This window comes from Sporolactobacillus sp. KGMB 08714 (genome assembly GCF_036598985.1).
In the GTDB taxonomy this organism is placed as follows: Bacteria; Bacillota; Bacilli; order Bacillales; family Sporolactobacillaceae; genus Sporolactobacillus.
The window spans coordinates 109,513-125,537 of sequence record NZ_JAUUBW010000067.1 but is presented as its reverse complement, the minus strand read 5'-3'; the positions used below and the strand labels follow the sequence as shown (position 1 = coordinate 125,537).

The 16,025-nt window shown below is 50.3% G+C and carries 12 protein-coding genes and 1 riboswitch; of the genes, 9 read left to right on the top strand and 3 right to left on the bottom strand.

Features of this window, described 5'->3' with window-relative positions:
* Positions 1-47: 47 nt before the first annotated feature.
* A riboswitch (SAM riboswitch) is annotated at positions 48-164 on the bottom strand.
* A gap of 309 nt (positions 165-473) precedes the next feature.
* The 7 genes from Q6A92_RS18690 to Q6A92_RS18660 all read left to right on the top strand — a co-directional run bounded on the left by Q6A92_RS18690 (position 474) and on the right by Q6A92_RS18660 (position 10,628).
* Entirely contained in the window at positions 474-1,760 is a 1,287-nt protein-coding gene (locus Q6A92_RS18690; RefSeq protein ID WP_332239018.1) for a globin-coupled sensor protein, read from the top strand.
* Between the two features lie 283 nt (positions 1,761-2,043).
* Positions 2,044-2,226: a hypothetical protein gene (locus Q6A92_RS18685; RefSeq protein WP_332239017.1), complete on the top strand. Its 183-nt coding sequence runs from the start codon at positions 2,044-2,046 to the stop codon at positions 2,224-2,226.
* A gap of 540 nt (positions 2,227-2,766) precedes the next feature.
* Positions 2,767-3,729 carry an AAA family ATPase gene (locus Q6A92_RS18680; protein WP_274400505.1) on the top strand — a complete coding sequence of 321 codons (963 nt, stop codon included), beginning with the start codon at positions 2,767-2,769 and terminating at the stop codon, positions 3,727-3,729.
* Entirely contained in the window at positions 3,726-4,913 is a 1,188-nt protein-coding gene (locus Q6A92_RS18675; RefSeq protein WP_332239016.1) for a DUF58 domain-containing protein, read from the top strand. The genes Q6A92_RS18680 and Q6A92_RS18675 overlap by 4 nt, the downstream gene beginning before the upstream one ends.
* A gap of 2 nt (positions 4,914-4,915) precedes the next feature.
* A complete protein-coding gene (locus tag Q6A92_RS18670; protein WP_332239015.1) occupies positions 4,916-7,225 on the top strand; it encodes a transglutaminase TgpA family protein in 2,310 nt (769 codons plus the stop codon).
* 148 nt (positions 7,226-7,373) lie between these two features.
* On the top strand, positions 7,374-8,789 hold the full coding sequence (locus Q6A92_RS18665; RefSeq protein WP_274400510.1) for a SpoVR family protein: 1,416 nt from the start codon (positions 7,374-7,376) through the stop codon (positions 8,787-8,789).
* Between the two features lie 285 nt (positions 8,790-9,074).
* A complete protein-coding gene (locus Q6A92_RS18660) occupies positions 9,075-10,628 on the top strand; it encodes a phospholipase C (RefSeq protein ID WP_332239014.1) in 1,554 nt (517 codons plus the stop codon).
* Positions 10,629-10,918: 290 nt separating this feature from the next.
* Here the strand turns inward: Q6A92_RS18660 and Q6A92_RS18655 are convergent, their stop codons facing one another.
* Positions 10,919-11,044 (bottom strand): hypothetical protein, encoded by a 126-nt coding sequence (locus Q6A92_RS18655; RefSeq protein WP_274400513.1) that lies wholly within the window; start codon positions 11,042-11,044, stop codon positions 10,919-10,921.
* Between the two features lie 121 nt (positions 11,045-11,165).
* Between Q6A92_RS18655 and Q6A92_RS18650 the strand changes: the two genes are divergently transcribed.
* Positions 11,166-12,038: an FTR1 family iron permease gene (locus Q6A92_RS18650; RefSeq protein WP_332239013.1), complete on the top strand. Its 873-nt coding sequence runs from the start codon at positions 11,166-11,168 to the stop codon at positions 12,036-12,038.
* A 793-nt stretch (positions 12,039-12,831) separates the two neighbouring features.
* On the opposite strand, the gene Q6A92_RS18645 is transcribed toward Q6A92_RS18650, so the two are convergent.
* Positions 12,832-13,815 carry a quinone oxidoreductase family protein gene (locus Q6A92_RS18645; RefSeq protein WP_332239012.1) on the bottom strand — a complete coding sequence of 328 codons (984 nt, stop codon included), beginning with the start codon at positions 13,813-13,815 and terminating at the stop codon, positions 12,832-12,834.
* Positions 13,816-14,077: 262 nt separating this feature from the next.
* On the opposite strand from Q6A92_RS18645, the gene Q6A92_RS18640 reads away from it, so the two are divergent.
* Positions 14,078-15,322, top strand: a complete 1,245-nt coding sequence (locus Q6A92_RS18640; RefSeq protein WP_332239011.1) for an MFS transporter — start codon at positions 14,078-14,080, stop codon at positions 15,320-15,322.
* A gap of 63 nt (positions 15,323-15,385) precedes the next feature.
* On the opposite strand, the gene Q6A92_RS18635 is transcribed toward Q6A92_RS18640, so the two are convergent.
* Positions 15,386-15,952 carry a hypothetical protein gene (locus tag Q6A92_RS18635; RefSeq protein WP_332239010.1) on the bottom strand — a complete coding sequence of 189 codons (567 nt, stop codon included), beginning with the start codon at positions 15,950-15,952 and terminating at the stop codon, positions 15,386-15,388.
* Positions 15,953-16,025 lie beyond the last annotated feature (73 nt).

The window sequence follows — 16,025 nt, the reverse complement described above, 5'->3', positions numbered from 1 at the left end:
AAGACCTCTCCAGCTTTGGCAGAGAGGCCTGAATGATCATCCGCACCCTCTTATTTCTCAAAACCCCGCTGATCGAAGTTTTGCTGGAATTGGCACCTTTTTCAAATTCACTGAAAGGTTGCCGGGCTTCACTGGGCCAGTCCCTCCGCCACTCTCAATAAGAGTCTTTCATAATGAAGTTTAAAGAAATTTTAGCACGAAACATTTCCCGCGTCAATTGAAAATGCAAACGGCCGATACGGTTTGATATCGGCAGATGGATCTCCAGAGTAAATTTCTTCGGCCGTTTTAAAGAAAACTTGTTCGAAAAGAAAGCATGCACCCTTACATTTGTTTGAAAATCCGTTAAAAGTCACCAGGTTCCGTTATAACCGGTTTTGTTATAATGTAGATAAATCCATCGTGAGGCCTATTCTGAATGGATCAGCGTGCCGATCATGGACTAAAGAGCGAACGGAAGCGGGGGAGACCGGGTGTTTTTTAAAAAAGGTGAGGAAGCGGTTGATGACTGGCTGGAGAGGGCAAAGTCCGTGAAAGTCTCTGTCACGGTCAAAGACGGCAAGGTGCTTGAAAAACTGAGAATGCTTGATCTGACAAATGAAGATTTGCAGCTGCTGAAGCTCTTGCGGCCTTTTGTGCAGAAAGAGATCAATGTCATCGCAAAAGATTTCTACGGCAGTGTCTATGAAATCGAGCCGCTGAAACAAATGATCGACCAGCACAGCACCGTTGAAAAGCTGAGCCGGACGCTGGCGGCACATGTTATGGAACTCTTTTCAGGAATCATTGATGAATCCTTTCTTGAAAGGCGGCTCAGGGTCGGAAAAATACATTATACGATTGCTCTGAGTCCGTCTTACTACATGGGAGCTTTTCAAAATCTGCAGAGCAGCCTGTGCCGGATCGTTTTCCGAACGGTCGGCGATATTTCTGCTGTCGAGCGAATGGTCCGGGCGATTGATAAGATCATCAGCTTTGAGCAGCAGATTGTTCTTGAAGCTTACGATCTGGAATACTCACAGAACCTGAAGAGGGAATATGAAGTAGGCCGGGAAGATCTCCGATCGGCCATAGCGCACGTCAGCGACAGTCTGACGGCTCTGACGGATCAGACCGGGGAGACGGTCAGCGCTTTGTCCGGACATTTTCAACTCGTCAGGGAGTCTTCGGCCGAAAGCAGCCGGGAGACACAGACTGCCAAAACACAGGCTTCCGCGGGACAGGCCCAGCTGGAACGGCTTTTTTCTCAGGTTACGGCGGCCAATCACTCCATTAAAGAAATGGGCAGGATGGTCGGAAAACTGGAAGAATCGTCACAGGCCATCGGCCGCGTGACCGTTCTCGTTAAAGAAATTTCGGAGCAGACGAACATACTGGCTCTGAATTCGGCAATCGAGGCGGCCAGGGCGGGAGAGTACGGCAAGGGATTTGCCGTCGTCTCACAGGAGATAAAAAGACTGGCTGAAGAAACCAATCATGCCATGGTGCAGATTTCCGATCTTATAGGCAAGTCTGTAAACGTCACGTCCCGCGTTGTCGGTTCTCTGAACGCAACGACGGGAATCATAGAAAAAGGAATGGAAGAATCGAAGCAGACTGCCGACAAATTCCGAGACATCATTTCATCGGTTGACCGGAACAGCAAGCTTTCCGAGGATATCAATAAAAGTATGGATGAACTTGTCGGCATCACGAAAAAATTGGGAACGGGAACCGATACATTATCCGTTTCGGTGGATCAGTTAAAAAACAGTCTGTAAAAAAGGCTGGTCCGTCAATGGACAGGCAGGACCGAAAAGGGAGAAATCACGCGAAAAATATGACGTGCTTCCTCCTTTTATTTCTGGAAGAAAGAATATCGGCTTTTTTAAACGGCTATGTCCGACGGACCGGGCGGCGACAGTTTTATAAAGTATAATGGGCATCTTCTCAACTCATGCATCCAGTCGGGCTGCGGCGCGAAAACACCGGCGATTTTTCCGAAAAGCGATCGCTTGGCACAGGCGGCAGTTTATTCTTTTGAATGGTTCAGGTGAACGGCGCTTGATTCCGCTGAAAAAGCGGCAGATCCCGCACGGGCAGGCGCTGCATGGCGGAAATGTCTGCTCTTTTTCTCCTGACCGCCCGCGGATTCCTGTAAATCGCAGCCAAAATCACCGGGAAACGTCCTTCCGGTTAAAGTTGCCCAAAAAGGAGCGTTTCCAAAAAGGTCAGCGGGGCTATTGAAAGTTTCGTTCCTATCAAGCAGCCGGCGGAAAATCGACAGAAACAGTCAAAAAATCAGCAGCAAACGGACCAATAAGTGTGAATAATCAGAACGGCAAGATCATCCCTGATTGATGGATCAACCGCGGCCGGGGTCTTATCAACTGGTGTGGCCCGATTTTATCGGCCGTCGCCGGGAGTTTATCGTCCGTTGTGCCGGGTTTATCGGTCGTCATCGGGAGTTTATCGGTCATCAGTAGCCGTTTATCGATCATTGCGCCCGATTCCGCGGCACCTGATCTGTCAAATCGTTGTGCGAGTTTATTAATCGCGGAAATGCTCTCTGCCGTTCGAGAGACTGACAGTCTCAGGAAAAGCCGATCCTCATTATTTGGCGATACAGCAGGAAAATGGGCTGAAGAATCCATATAAAGTATTTAAACCTGTCGCCCGGTCTGTGCCCCGCCGGCGTTCTGAGGAGCCCCGAATGGAATTACGGCCGGAAAGTCTGTACAATAGAATTGAAATGGTTGAAATAATCAGAACAAAGCGGGGAAAAAAATGAACCATGGCGCTGAACATCAACTAATCGCTGATATGATCGATCATGTTGAAACCGTCGTAGTCGGCAAGAGGAAAATCATTAAACTGATCACGGTTGCCATGCTTGCCGGGGGACATGTTCTGATTGAAGATATTCCGGGTGTGGGCAAAACGCTCCTCGTCCGTGCCATCGCCCGGACAATCGGGGCGGAATTCAAACGGATTCAGTTTACGCCCGATCTTCTGCCCTCCGATATTACCGGCCTCTCCCTGTATAATCAAAAAACTCTGCAATTTGAATTCCGACCGGGACCGCTGATGGGCAATATCATTTTAGCGGATGAGATAAACAGGACGTCTCCGAAGACGCAATCCGCTCTTCTGGAAGGAATGGCGGAAGGCAGTGTGACTGTAGACGGTGTTTCCCGGGAACTCCCGGACCTCTTTTTTGTCATGGCCACCCAGAATCCGATTGAGTACGAAGGAACTTATACTCTGCCCGAAGCTCAGCTGGACCGTTTCCTGATCAAGCTGTCCATAGGCTATCCGAGCAGGAAAGACGAGCTGGCCATTTTGAACCGCACGGCCGGCCGCGATCCTCTGAAAGAGCTCCGCTCGATTCTGACGGTTTCCGATATTCTGCAGCTGCGCCGCTGTGCAGATTCGGTTTTCGTTTCGGACAGTATCAAAAATTATATTCTTGATATCGTTACGGCAACGCGCGAACATCCGATGGTTTATCTCGGAGTCAGTCCGAGAGGAACGCTGGGTCTGCTGAAAGCCGTTCAGGCATACGCTTTCGTCGAACAGCGCGATTTCGTCGTTCCGGACGATGTCAAAGCCATGGCTCCGTTTGTCATTGGACACCGGCTGGTGCTTGAACAGGAGGCTTCCTATGAAAACATGACTGCACTGGCGATTGTCGATGAAATCATCGATAAAATCGGAGTCCCGGTCATGCGTGAGGAATCGGTTAAATGAAAACCGGCCTCCATCGTCTTCTCGCATTCAGAAAAAGTGCGTTCTGCCGGTGTGCGGTCATACTCCTTGTTTTTGCCTGCATGTTTGTTTTCGCCATGTTTCAAGGCGGCTTTGCCGGCTGGTTTGTTTTTTACGCCTTTATGCCCTTTGTTTTTTACATGTTTTTTTTACTCGTCTACCCATTCCGATCGATTGAAGCGAAAAGAGCGATTCAAGAGAAAGAGTTGTTTGCCGGCGACACGATGCATGTCCGGATTATGCTGAAAAGAAGGTGGCCGGCCCCTTTTTTTCTGGTCACCGTTCAGGACATTTTTTCACCGCGCTCCGGCGGACAGGTGCGTGAGGGAGATGCGGTCAGGCTGTTCTGGCTGCGGCGCTCCGCCACTCTGTCCTACTCGCTTCCGAATATGGTGCGGGGGAACTATACAGTCCGGGAAATTCGGCTGAAAACCGGAGATTCCTTCGGCTTTTTTCACAGAACCGTCCGATTGAAGTGCGAAGGAACGTGGCTTGTCTATCCCAAAACACAGCCGCTTGGGATACCCGGGGCTGGTTTCGGGAAAAGCGCTTTGGACGATCTGATCCGGCAGAGAGATCTTTCGCAGTTCGCGGGTATCCGTCCCTATCAGCCGACCGACCGTCTGTCGTGGCTTGACTGGAAATCAACGGCGCGGACGAACCGGCTTGTGGCCAAACAGTTTGAGCCGGAAAGAGAAAGACAGGCTTCCGTCGTTTTCGTGGCACGCGGAAGGGACACGGATGCCCTTTTTGAACGCGGAGTGGCTTTTACCGCTTCTCTGGTCAGAATGCTTATCGAAACGGGCTTCAGCGTGCACCTGACCTGGAGCAGCACGGCTAAACCGCTTTTTCTTCAGGGGAGTGCCATTCACGCAATGGCCGGCGTCAATGAGGCGATGGCGGGGTTATCAAAGGCCGGGGCCTTAAAGGCCGATGATCTGCGGCTCTCCGGCAACAAGAAAAAAATCGGTTTTGTAGTGACGACCGACCCGGCACTGGCGCCGTTTGTGAGCAAATTCGCCCGTTCAGCCAGACAGCTGCAGATCCTGTTCCTTGTGGCCGATTCCGCCGGAAGAAACAGGCTAAAACCTTCTGCGTCTCCGTATTTTTCACTTTATCTGTCGATCAATGAAAAATTCGACAGACTCTTAAAGGTGGGTGGATGAAAATGGAGACGGCCGCAAAAAAGTCTCTGACTGCCGTGCTTTACCTCCTTGGTTCCATTATACTGTGGGAATGTGCCCGACCGGTTACCGAACTGACCGTTTTACAGTCGGAACCGATCATTCTTGCCTTTATTGCCGTGACGATGCTGCTTTCCTATTTACGGCTGCCGGGATGGCTGCAGGCCGCCGGGAACGGGTTGATGCTTCTGTACAGCCTGCATTATTTCTTTTTTTCGAATCAGGCGCTGCTTAGTGCAGAATGGATCCGGCAGGCGGCCCGGAACATTTATCAGAATTTCGGAATACTGTGGCAGGGCAGACTGGTGAATCTGTCCGACCTGTTCAGTACATTGATCTTTTTCGTTCTGCTGTGGCTGATTGGCCAGGTCCTGCAGCACTGGATCAGGGCCGGACGCTTCTTTTTGTTTTTCTTCCTGGCGCTTGCCTTGCTTTGTGCGCTGAACACGTTTACGTTTTATGATGCCCGCCGGTCCATTGTGATTGTTGCTGTTTCCGGGCTGATGATTCTCGGTATCCAGGAATTGATGAGGGTACAGGAAAGCGGTGTGAAACCGGGAGGTAAAAAGCTGTATTCTGCCTGGTTCCTCACCATCGGTATGACCGTTGTTCTGGTGCTTGCCGCGGGACTTGCCGGCCCTAAGCCTGCCGCTCAATGGCCGAGCCCTTCATCTCTTTTTCAGAAAATCAGTGTTCCCGTTTTAAGTAAAAACGGCTCTTTTTTTTCGGCCGGGCAGCGGATCGGTTACGATGAAGATGATTCCAGCCTCGGCGGCTCGCTTGCGATGGACACGACGGTGCTTTTTACAGCCAGTTCCGGCGGAAGCAATGACTATTGGAAGGTAGCCGTAAAGGATGTTTATAGCGGAAAAGGGTGGAAGAGCAGCGGTGATTCTTACGCATCGCTTTCCGGTTCTTACGGACGTTTTTCTATCCTTAACCCGTATGAGGGGAATACGGCTGTTTCTGAAGAGACCGCTACGCTTACATTTACGAATGAGAGCCCGGCGATACTCCCCTATTCGGGACAGCCGACTGCTGTGCAGGTACAGGGCGGAAGGCTGAAACTGGATCAGGAGACCGGCCAGATTCAAAGCAGCAGCGGTAAAAAGGCGAAGACGGAGCGAATCAGTTATCTGCAGCCGACGTTCCGGATCGACCGGCTCAGGCAGGTGCAAAACGGTGAAGACCCGCTGTCGGTCAGAGAGAAGGATCTGCAGCTCCCGAATTCGCTGCCCGGCCGTGTCCGGTCGCTTGCGCGCGGGATCACGGCTTCTCAGAATAATCGGTACGATAAAGTGATGGCGGTGGTCAATTATTTGAAATCCTCCCGATTCAGCTATTCGACAGACCGGGTGCCGCGGCCGACAGGAAATCAGGATTATGTCGATCAGTTTCTGTTTCGCTCAAAGATCGGTTATTGTGATAATTTTTCAACAGCGATGGCCGTTCTTCTGCGCTCTGTCGGTATTCCCGCCCGTTGGGTCAAGGGATTTTCTTCCGGCACATATGTCGGGCAGACAACGGAAACGATCGGCGGCAAGAAAGTGCCGAGATATGTTTCCGAGATTACCAATGCCAACGCCCATTCCTGGGTAGAAGTCTATTTCCCCGGCAGCGGCTGGGTGGCCTTTGAACCGACACCGTCTTTCAGCGGGCCGGACAAATTTAGCAGCGTTTCTTCCGGAAAGGAGCCGTCTTCATCCAGCGCCGCTCAGGGAAAGGGCATGCAAAACAAATTGCCGGCTCAGACGCAAAAAGCGGCACAGCCTAATCGGCAGCAGAAAACAGAACCGCAGTCAAAGCCGGCGCCGCAGTCAAACCGGTCCCTCAATGCGACGGGAAAAGCGGCCGCCTCTTCCGGCAATCAGAACGGGCCGGCCGTCGACTGGGGCATGGTCGGGCGGATTTTCATCGGTGTGGCTGCGGCCGGGCTCCTGTTAGCGTTGATAACGTGGAGAAGATGGCTGACGGCATTTTACGTACGGAAACAGCGGCGTATCAAAATCAGGGACAGAGACAGCTTCAACCGCGCCTACAAAAACCTGTTCCGGCTGCTGCGCCTGAAGGGCCTGGACCGGAGCGATACGCAGACACTGCGGGAGTTCGCCGAAACAGTCGATCGCCGTTTTTCCGGGAACGGCATGCTGCAGCTGACGAAGTACTACGAACGCTTTATCTATGGAAATCAAGATACGGTTTCCGAGCGCCAGAGCACGCTGCTTGACGGCCTGTGCGCGGCCATTGTGGAAAAAATGAATCCGGCCGCAAATTCGGCCGGGCGTCCGCAATAGCCGCCGGACCGTTTCCGCCGCAATGCAACCGTCGGGTGCCGCGTGATTTGAACCATTGTCCGGTATATTATGACGGGGTTTGTTCATAGGATGAAGAAAAAGCATTTGCCTGAGGCGAAATCGGCCTGGAAAGGAGGCTGGCGCTCCAATGAATCAGGAAGAGTTCAAAGCCCTTGACCGTTCCATCGACGAAATAACGGAAATCGCGAGAGGTTTCGGTCTTGACTTTTATCCGATGCGTTATGAGATTTGCCCTGCGGACATTATTTATACATTCGGTGCCTACGGTATGCCGACACGTTTTTCCCATTGGAGTTTCGGCAAACAGTTTTACAAAATGAAGATGCAGTACGATCTCGGCCTCAGTAAAATTTATGAACTCGTGATTAATTCCGACCCATGCTACGCCTTTCTGCTCAATACGAACACGCTGATTCAGAATAAAATGATTGTTGCCCATGTGCTTGCCCACTGCGATTTCTTTAAAAACAATGTCCGCTTTGTCAATACCCGCCGGGACATGGTCGAGAGCATGAGCGCCACTGCGGAACGCATTCATGATTACGAAGAAAAATACGGCAGGAAAAAAGTGGAAAAGTTCATCGATGCGGTGCTCGCTATTCAGGAACATGTGGATCCGCGTATTATAAGAAAGGGAGACTGGCTGGACAGCAAGCCCGGAAAGCCGACCAGGAAGAAGAAACGTCCGCTGTCCCAGTACCAGGATTTGCTTGATCTCGATGACGTCGAAGAAAAGGGCGGCGAAGAAGAAGAAAAGAACAAATTTCCGAAGCGTCCCGAAAAAGATCTTCTCTTTTTCATTGAAGAGTACAGCCGGGTCCTTGAAGACTGGCAGCGTGATATTTTAACGATGCTCAGGGAAGAAATGCTTTATTTCTGGCCGCAGCTCGAGACAAAGATTATGAATGAAGGATGGGCCTCATACTGGCACGCACGGATCATCCGCGAACTGGATCTGACATCCGACGAAGCAGTTGAGTTTGCGAAACTGAATGCCCAGGTGGTGCAGCCTTCGCAGCAAAGCATCAATCCCTACTATCTCGGGCTTAAGCTGTTCGAGGATATTGAGAAACGGTATAATCATCCGAGCGAGACGATGAGAGCGCATGGCATTAAAGAAGGATCCGGTTCTGAAAAAATATTCGAGGTCCGCGAACTGGAGTCTGATCAGTCGTTTATCCGCAATTATCTGACTAAAGAACTGGTTTATCGGGAGGATCTCTTTCTGTTTGAAAAAAAGGGCAATGAGTATACAATCACGGATAAAGACTGGAAAAATGTCCGCGATCAGCTCGTGTCGATGAGAGTCAACGGCGGTTTCCCGTATATTGTTGTCGAAGACGGGGACTACCAGAGCAACGGAGAACTGCTGCTGAAACATCGTTATGAAGGCATAGAGCTCGATGTCAGGGACATGGAAGGGGTGCTGAAATATCTCGTCCGGCTCTGGGGCCGGCCCGTTCATCTGCAGACGGTTATTGAGGACCGTCCGACTCTGTTCAGCTTCGAGAAGGATGAGATAAAACGCAAGAGGCTGGATTGATCGCCTGCTTTTTTGGAAAATGTGCCCGTTCTGCCGGGGCCATCCGGCAGGGAAAAGAGAGCAGTTCTTAAGGAAAGCAAAAACACGCCATCTGCCGGTAAAGGCCTTTTGAGGCCTTTTTTGTGTGCGCTCTTTTTCATTTTTTTGAACCTTTCGAACTATTCGGATGCACTCATATTTCGCCTGATTATTATAAAACCTTAAAATCTGCTTAACGCTGTGCACGCTATACTAAAAAAGTAACCTATTCCGAAAAGATAATCTGATTAAGAGGAGTTGAAAAAGTTGAGAGTTAAGAGAATGGCAGCAAGCATTGCCGGCACGCTGCTGGCCGTGAGCGCGGTCTTCAGTGCGGCGGCTCCTGATTCTGTTTTCGGCAAAAGTACTGACCATCGGACACAGACGGTGAAAACGGCTAAATCACAGACAGCAACGCCAATTAAGCACATTGTCGTCCTTTTTGATGAAAACGTTTCTTTTGATCACTATTTCGGGACGTATCCGAACGCAGCCAACAGCACGCCCGGCGAGCCGACATTTAGCGCTAAGGCAAATACGCCGAGCGTTAATGGATTAACGGGTGCTCTTTTGTCCGACAACCCGAATTCCAGCAACCCGCAGCGGCTGTCACGCTCACAGGCGATGACTCCCGACATGAATCACAGTTACAGCGCGGAACAGAAAGCCTATGACGGAGGCAAAATGGATCAGTTTGTCCAATATGCCGGGAACGGTAATCCTGTTGTTATGAACTACTATGACGGCAATACGGTGACCGCTCTGTGGAACTACGCGCAGAACTTCTCAATGAGCGACAATTCATACAATACAACCTTCGGACCTTCGACACCCGGCGCGCTTAATCTCGTATCCGGCCAGACACACGGCATGACGGCCTATCAGAATGGACAAGCCGTTTCCGGCGTTTCCGGCCAGGTTGCAAACGGCACGGTCATTGCCGATCCGGATCCCTACTATGATTCGGCCTCGAAATCAGCGGTGCGCGTTTCCGCGAGCGGCAAGAACATCGGCGATCTGCTTAACAGCAAAGGAATAACCTGGGGCTGGTTTCAGGGAGGATTTCGCAATCCGTCTGCAACCCATGTAAATATCGCGGGCACTGCGGTCACCGACTACAGTCCGCATCATGAACCTTTCCAATATTATCAGTCGACGGCCAACCCGAATCATCTGGCTCCGTCATCCGTCCGTAAAATCGGTTATACGGACCGGGCTAATCATCAATACGACCTGACCGATTTCTGGACCGCGGCAAATAAAGGCAGTCTGCCGGCCGTCAGCTTTCTGAAGGCGGGAATGTACCAGGACGGCCATGCGGGTTATTCCGATCCGCTTGATGAACAGAACTTTATTGTGACTACGATTAACAAACTGCAAAAACTGCCGCAATGGAAAGATACGGCTGTCGTCATTGCCTATGACGATTCGGACGGCTGGTATGATCACGTGGCGGGTCCGCTGGTCAACGGCTCAAACGACCTGGGCAACGATGCCTTGTTCGGCCTCGGAAACAGCGGAACGCCGAGTCTCGGAAACTATCTCGACCGCGCCGGCTACGGCCCGCGTCTTCCGCTTCTCGTGATTTCGTCTTATGCGAAAACAAATTATGTTGACCATACCTTGACTGACCAGACTTCAATCCTGCGCTTTATCGAGGACAACTGGAAACTGGGAAAGATCGGCAATCATTCATTTGATGCGATAGCTGGTTCGCTCAATAGCATGTTCAATTTCAAACAGGGCCCGAAAGCACAAAGATTGTTTCTTGACCCGGCGACAGGCAAACAGGTCCGGCCGGGCAAAGTGAATAAGAATTAAATCTTAGTCATCTATGAAAAATAGTGCCGGCACGGATCGCTCTGATCGGCCGGCCGCCATCGAAAACGGATTTTTAAATCGAGTGACCGGGAGAGGATGCTTCCGGTTTTTTTGTATTTTTCAGCTCTTAATCTGCAGGAGACGCGTTCAAAATCGATCCGTTCCTGCTCTAAAGGAAACTGCCTGATTCTCTGTTACGGGAATCGATAGATGCGAATAAAAAATGAACGGTCGTTGATTGCAAGTAAATGGCGAACCCGCCTCAGTAAACGAAAATCAACAAATATGAATCATTGAACAAATTCCGGCTTTCGACCGATCATGACCGTTCCGGCAATCAGCCGATGCTTCAGTGTGATGACAAAGTTAATTCCCGTTTCATATCGGAAAAGATAGGTTCTGAATGAATATTCCATTTTGCAGCGATCTTTGCGAATGGCAAAAAAGAAATGTTTAAATCAAAAGAGAAGAATTTTTTCATTTTTTTCTTGTACGAACCGGGCTCACATGCTAAAATATTTGTGAAAACAATTGATAATGATTATCAATTTCGAATATGAAGGGACGATCCTTATGTACGCCGCTTTTCTTGTTGCTCTAAGGGAAGGTCTTGAAATATCACTCATCGCCGGTATCATTTTTGCCTATCTAAGTAAAATCGGCGAGAAAGAGAAAAAAACGTATATCTGGGCCGGCCTTTTTTTAGCAGCACTTGTATCCATTGGTTTTGCAGTGATCATTTATCGCTTTAACGGCCCCGGCGAATGGGCGTATCAGGCCTATCTTGAAGCGACGATTTTTTTCCTGGCTGTAACGATACTGACTTACATGACTTTCTGGATGAAGAAGAACGGATCGTCGCTGAACGCCGGCATCAAAGATAAAATCAATAACGCACTGCACGGCGGAAACGTGTTTCAGCTCGTCTTTCTGGCGTTTATCACCGTCATCCGCGAAGGCGCCGAATTTGTGATGTTTATTCTTGCCATCCTTAACGGCCGGTCTGCAAATCCGCTGCCCATCGTATCGGGTACGGCCATCGGGCTTGTCCTCGCCGTTTTGATCGGTTACGGTATCTACAGCGGTACTTATCGAATGAATCTGTCTTATTTCTTTCAAATAATGGGCTCCCTGCTGATTGTCGTTGCAGCGGGGTTGCTTGGGAGTGCCGTCGCCGCGTTAACAGAGACCGGTATATTGCCGGTGACCGGCTACATATATAATTTAAGCGGCGTTCTGAATCAGCATGATGCGATCGGCGCGGTGCTCAATGCCCTGGCGGGCTACTCCGACCATCCGACCTATCTGCAGGGCGCGACGTGGTTCATTTATCTGGTTGTTGTCATGATCCTGTTTACGAGAAATAAGAGCGTGCAGACGGGAAAAATAAACGCGTCGTCCGGCAAGTAATCATGGTTGAACAGAATAAAGTAAAATGGGTATTCCCCCAACTCATATATCTAGTTGGGCCGCGGCGTGAAAGCGCCGTCGATTCTTCCGAAAAACGAGCGGCTGGCACGAGCGGCAGTCTATAGCCCCGAATGTTTATGCGGACAACGGTTTATTCCGCTGAAAAGGAGGATATCCGGCACGGACAGGCATTAACCTGGCGGAAACACCTGATCTTTTTCTTTGGCCTGCCGCGTACCCATGTAAATCGTGGTGAAAATCGCCGGGAAACGTCGGCGTATCAGTAAACAGACCGGGATCAATAAGTGTGAATAATCGAAGCACCAAGATTGTACCCGATTGATTTAACCAACCGTGGCAGACAGTTTATCGGTTGTTACTTTCGGTTTAAACTCTTAACGGAGCGATACTCCGCCGGAACAGGGCGAATCGAGCCCATTTCAGGGCGATAGTTCGCTGTTTTAGGGCGATTCATTCCTTTTTCAGGGCGATTAGCAATTTTTTTGGAGAGAATTCTCGGACCGATGTTGGCCGGCGGCCGGGCTGTATGGATTGGATTTCAGCCCATTATCGACCGTGGCAGGCATTAGAGTTATCGGCTGTTACGTCTTGATTATCGACCGTGACAATAAGTTTATCGACCCTTGCAGAAGTTTATGGATCGTGAAGACGTTCTCGCCTTTCAAGAGATGGTTTCAGGAAGAGTCGATCATCAATTGACGGCACAGCAGAAAAATGAACTAAGGGGATACTCATATAAAATAAAAGGAGACGGCCTAACGGCCGCCTCCTTTTACTTCGCCACATCCAGAACGATTTTTCCTGTACTTTTGTGGCTCTCCATCCATTCATGAGCTTTTGCCGCGTCTTCCAGAGGATAATGTCTCCCGACTTTCATTTTCAGGCGTCCCTCTTTTAAATAACGGAAAATGTCGGCGGAAGCATTGCTCAGAAGATCCGGCCGGTTCCTGATTGTTGTTCCGAGACTGAAACCGAGAACGGCACGGCAGCTTGAATGCAGATCCGTTGTCTTGAAATGTCCCGTTCCTCCTGCTGCACTGCCGAAATTGACAAGTCTTCCGTACATGGCGAGGCAGGTAAGACTTTTTTCGGCGACATCACCGGAAATCGAATCAAGAATGACGTCAGCACCTTTTCCGTCAGTCAATTCTTTGACTTTTGCTGCAAAGTCTTCAGTCTGATAATTAATGACATGGTCCGCGCCTGCTTCCAGAGCAGCGTCGCGCTTCCGATCATTTCCAACCGTGCCGATCACTTGTTTTGCGCCCATGATCCGGGCAAGCTGGACGGCCGTTGTGCCGATTCCGCCCGCCGCAGCGTGGATCAGCACCGTCTCGCCGGGAGCAAGGCGCGCCACGTCGGCAAGCAGCTTATACGAGGTGAAGGAGACGGTCGGACAGGCCGCGGCTGTCTCAAAATCAACGTTATCCGGAATCGGGAAAGTCAGATTTTCATCGGAAACCGTATATTCCGAATAAGAGCCGTTTTTAAGAAGCGCAATGACCCGCTGGCCGGGCTTAAGACGGTGCACATCAGACCCGACCTTTTCAATGATGCCGGCTGCGTCCAGGCCGGGAATAAAAGGCGGCTTGCCGCCCGAGTGATAGCGGCCCTGCCGTGACATAATGTCGGCAAAATTGACGCTGGTTGCGATAATGCGGATCAGCACTTGCCTTGCATCTATAGAAGGGATGTCCGTTTCGGCTACTTTTAAGACGGACGGACCGCCAAAATCTGAGACAACGACTGTCTTCATTCTCTGTTCCTCCCGATTTTGAATTCTGTGTCGGATATCATGATAACATCCGTATTCATTATAACGGCGGAGTCCGGATGTTGCACTCAATGTGCGTGAAAGAGGCAGTGGGATTTTTTACCCGGATCAATGATAAGTTATTGTAAATAATCGATCATTTTCAGACAAAACAGCCGTGCGTTCTATAGAATAGACGATAGAAGCTGAAAGATTACCTTCCAGTATTCCTGCACTTAACCAAAAAGGGAACGGAGCGTGTTCGATGAAAAAATGGTCCCGGGAGGAAACTAGCTGGATATTTTATGACTGGGCAACCACGGTCTTTTCTGTTGTCATGATGACGGCGCTGCTCCCGATCTATTTCAAATCCGCAGCGGCGGAAGCAGGCATGAGCGGGCCTGAGTCGACCGCCATATGGGGCTATGTCAATTCTTTTGCCACGCTGATCATTGCCCTCCTTGCCCCGATTTTGGGGACGATTGCCGACTTCAGGGGATATAAAAAACGTTTTTTTACAGTTTTTTTCTTTCTCGGCGTTCTGTTCACCGCTCTTCTCGCCCTGATCCCGGCGTCACAGTGGACGGCGGTACTCGTCTTCTATTTTATTGCCTTAATCGGATCTGCCGGGGCGAATGTTTTTTACAATGCCTTTCTTGTCGATGTCACGTCAAATGGACGGATGCATCAAGTATCTGCCAGGGGATTCGCGCTCGGTTATATCGGCGGCTCCATCCCCTTCATTTTTTGCATAGCGCTTGTCATGCTTGCCCAGAACGGCCGAATTCCGATGACTGTCGGAGCGGCGAGCAGACTGTCGTTTGCGGTGACGGCACTTTGGTGGGGGCTGTTCACCATTCCTTTTTTAAAAAACGTCCGGCAGCGCTATTTTATTGAGCGCGTGTCGAGACCGGTCACAGCGAGTTTCCGGCGCCTGTTTCATACTATTCAATCGGTAAAAAGCTATCCTGCCGTTTTCCTTTTCCTATTGGCCTACTTTTTCTATATTGACGGTGTCGGCACTGTCATCACAATGTCCACTTCATTCGGGACCGATCTCGGAATCGGAGCGGCTCAGCTTTTGTTGATTCTGCTTGTGACTCAATGGGTGGCCGCCCCGTTTGCCGTGCTCTACGGCCGTCTTTCTGAGCGGTTGGGTGCCAAAAAAATGCTTTACGCCGGCATCGCCGTCTACATCGTCGTATGCGCCTATGCCTATTTCATGAAGACAGCTCTTGATTTCTGGATACTGGCCATGCTCGTCGCCACGTCGCAGGGCGGCATTCAGGCGATCAGCCGCTCCTATTTTGCGAGGCTGGTCCCTAAGGAGTCGGCCAATGAATTCTTTGGTTTTTACAGCATCTTCGGCAAATTTTCAACGGTCCTGGGTCCTCTTCTGCTCGCTGCGGCGACTCAGCTGTCGGGGCGGACGAATGTCGGTGTGCTCAGTGTGGCCATTCTCTTTATTATTGGCGCTCTGATCCTGAGAAAAGTGCCGGACCATGAATGAGCGTGCGTTCACGGTCCGGGCTCCGGGCCATTTTTCATAGTCTGACAGATTGCCGATGCCCGCTTAATTTCTTTTTGCCCGGATTCTGATCCACAGAGCGATCACGAGTGCGCCGGCCACATCTGCTATTAGATCGGTCATCGTATCTGTATTGTCGATCTGCATGGTTGTACCGAACAGCTGGTCGATGCTGAATTCATAGATTTCCCAAAAGAGCCCGCCAAGCGCTGAGAATGACAGGATGAAGAGAAAAAGGAACCACGGGGAGATCCTTTGTCCCGCATCCCGGCGGCCGACAAACATCCTGTAAAGAGCAATGGCTGCAAAAGCAAGAACGACACCGCTCAGTCCATGCACCAGCTTATCCCATCCGTGAATTCGGTAAAAGCCTAGAACCGATCCGAGAAACTGAGATCCGAACAAAAAGATGAGATAGGTGATGGCGAGCGGCAGATCGGGCCTGAAACGTTTAAAAACAGTCAGCAGGGCAGGAACGGCCCCGCACAGCATGCCGGCCAGTCCGATCGATCCGAAAAAAGCGTTTCCGGAGACGAAATTGAAGACGGCCACCAGAGCCATTAAAATAATGTAAAAAGTGCTGAATAAAATAACATAGCGGCGATTTGTCATCGCTTACACCTGTTTCCTTTATAATAGAATAAAATGATTATCCCGGCGACAACCGGTAAAATGAGTGAAGACC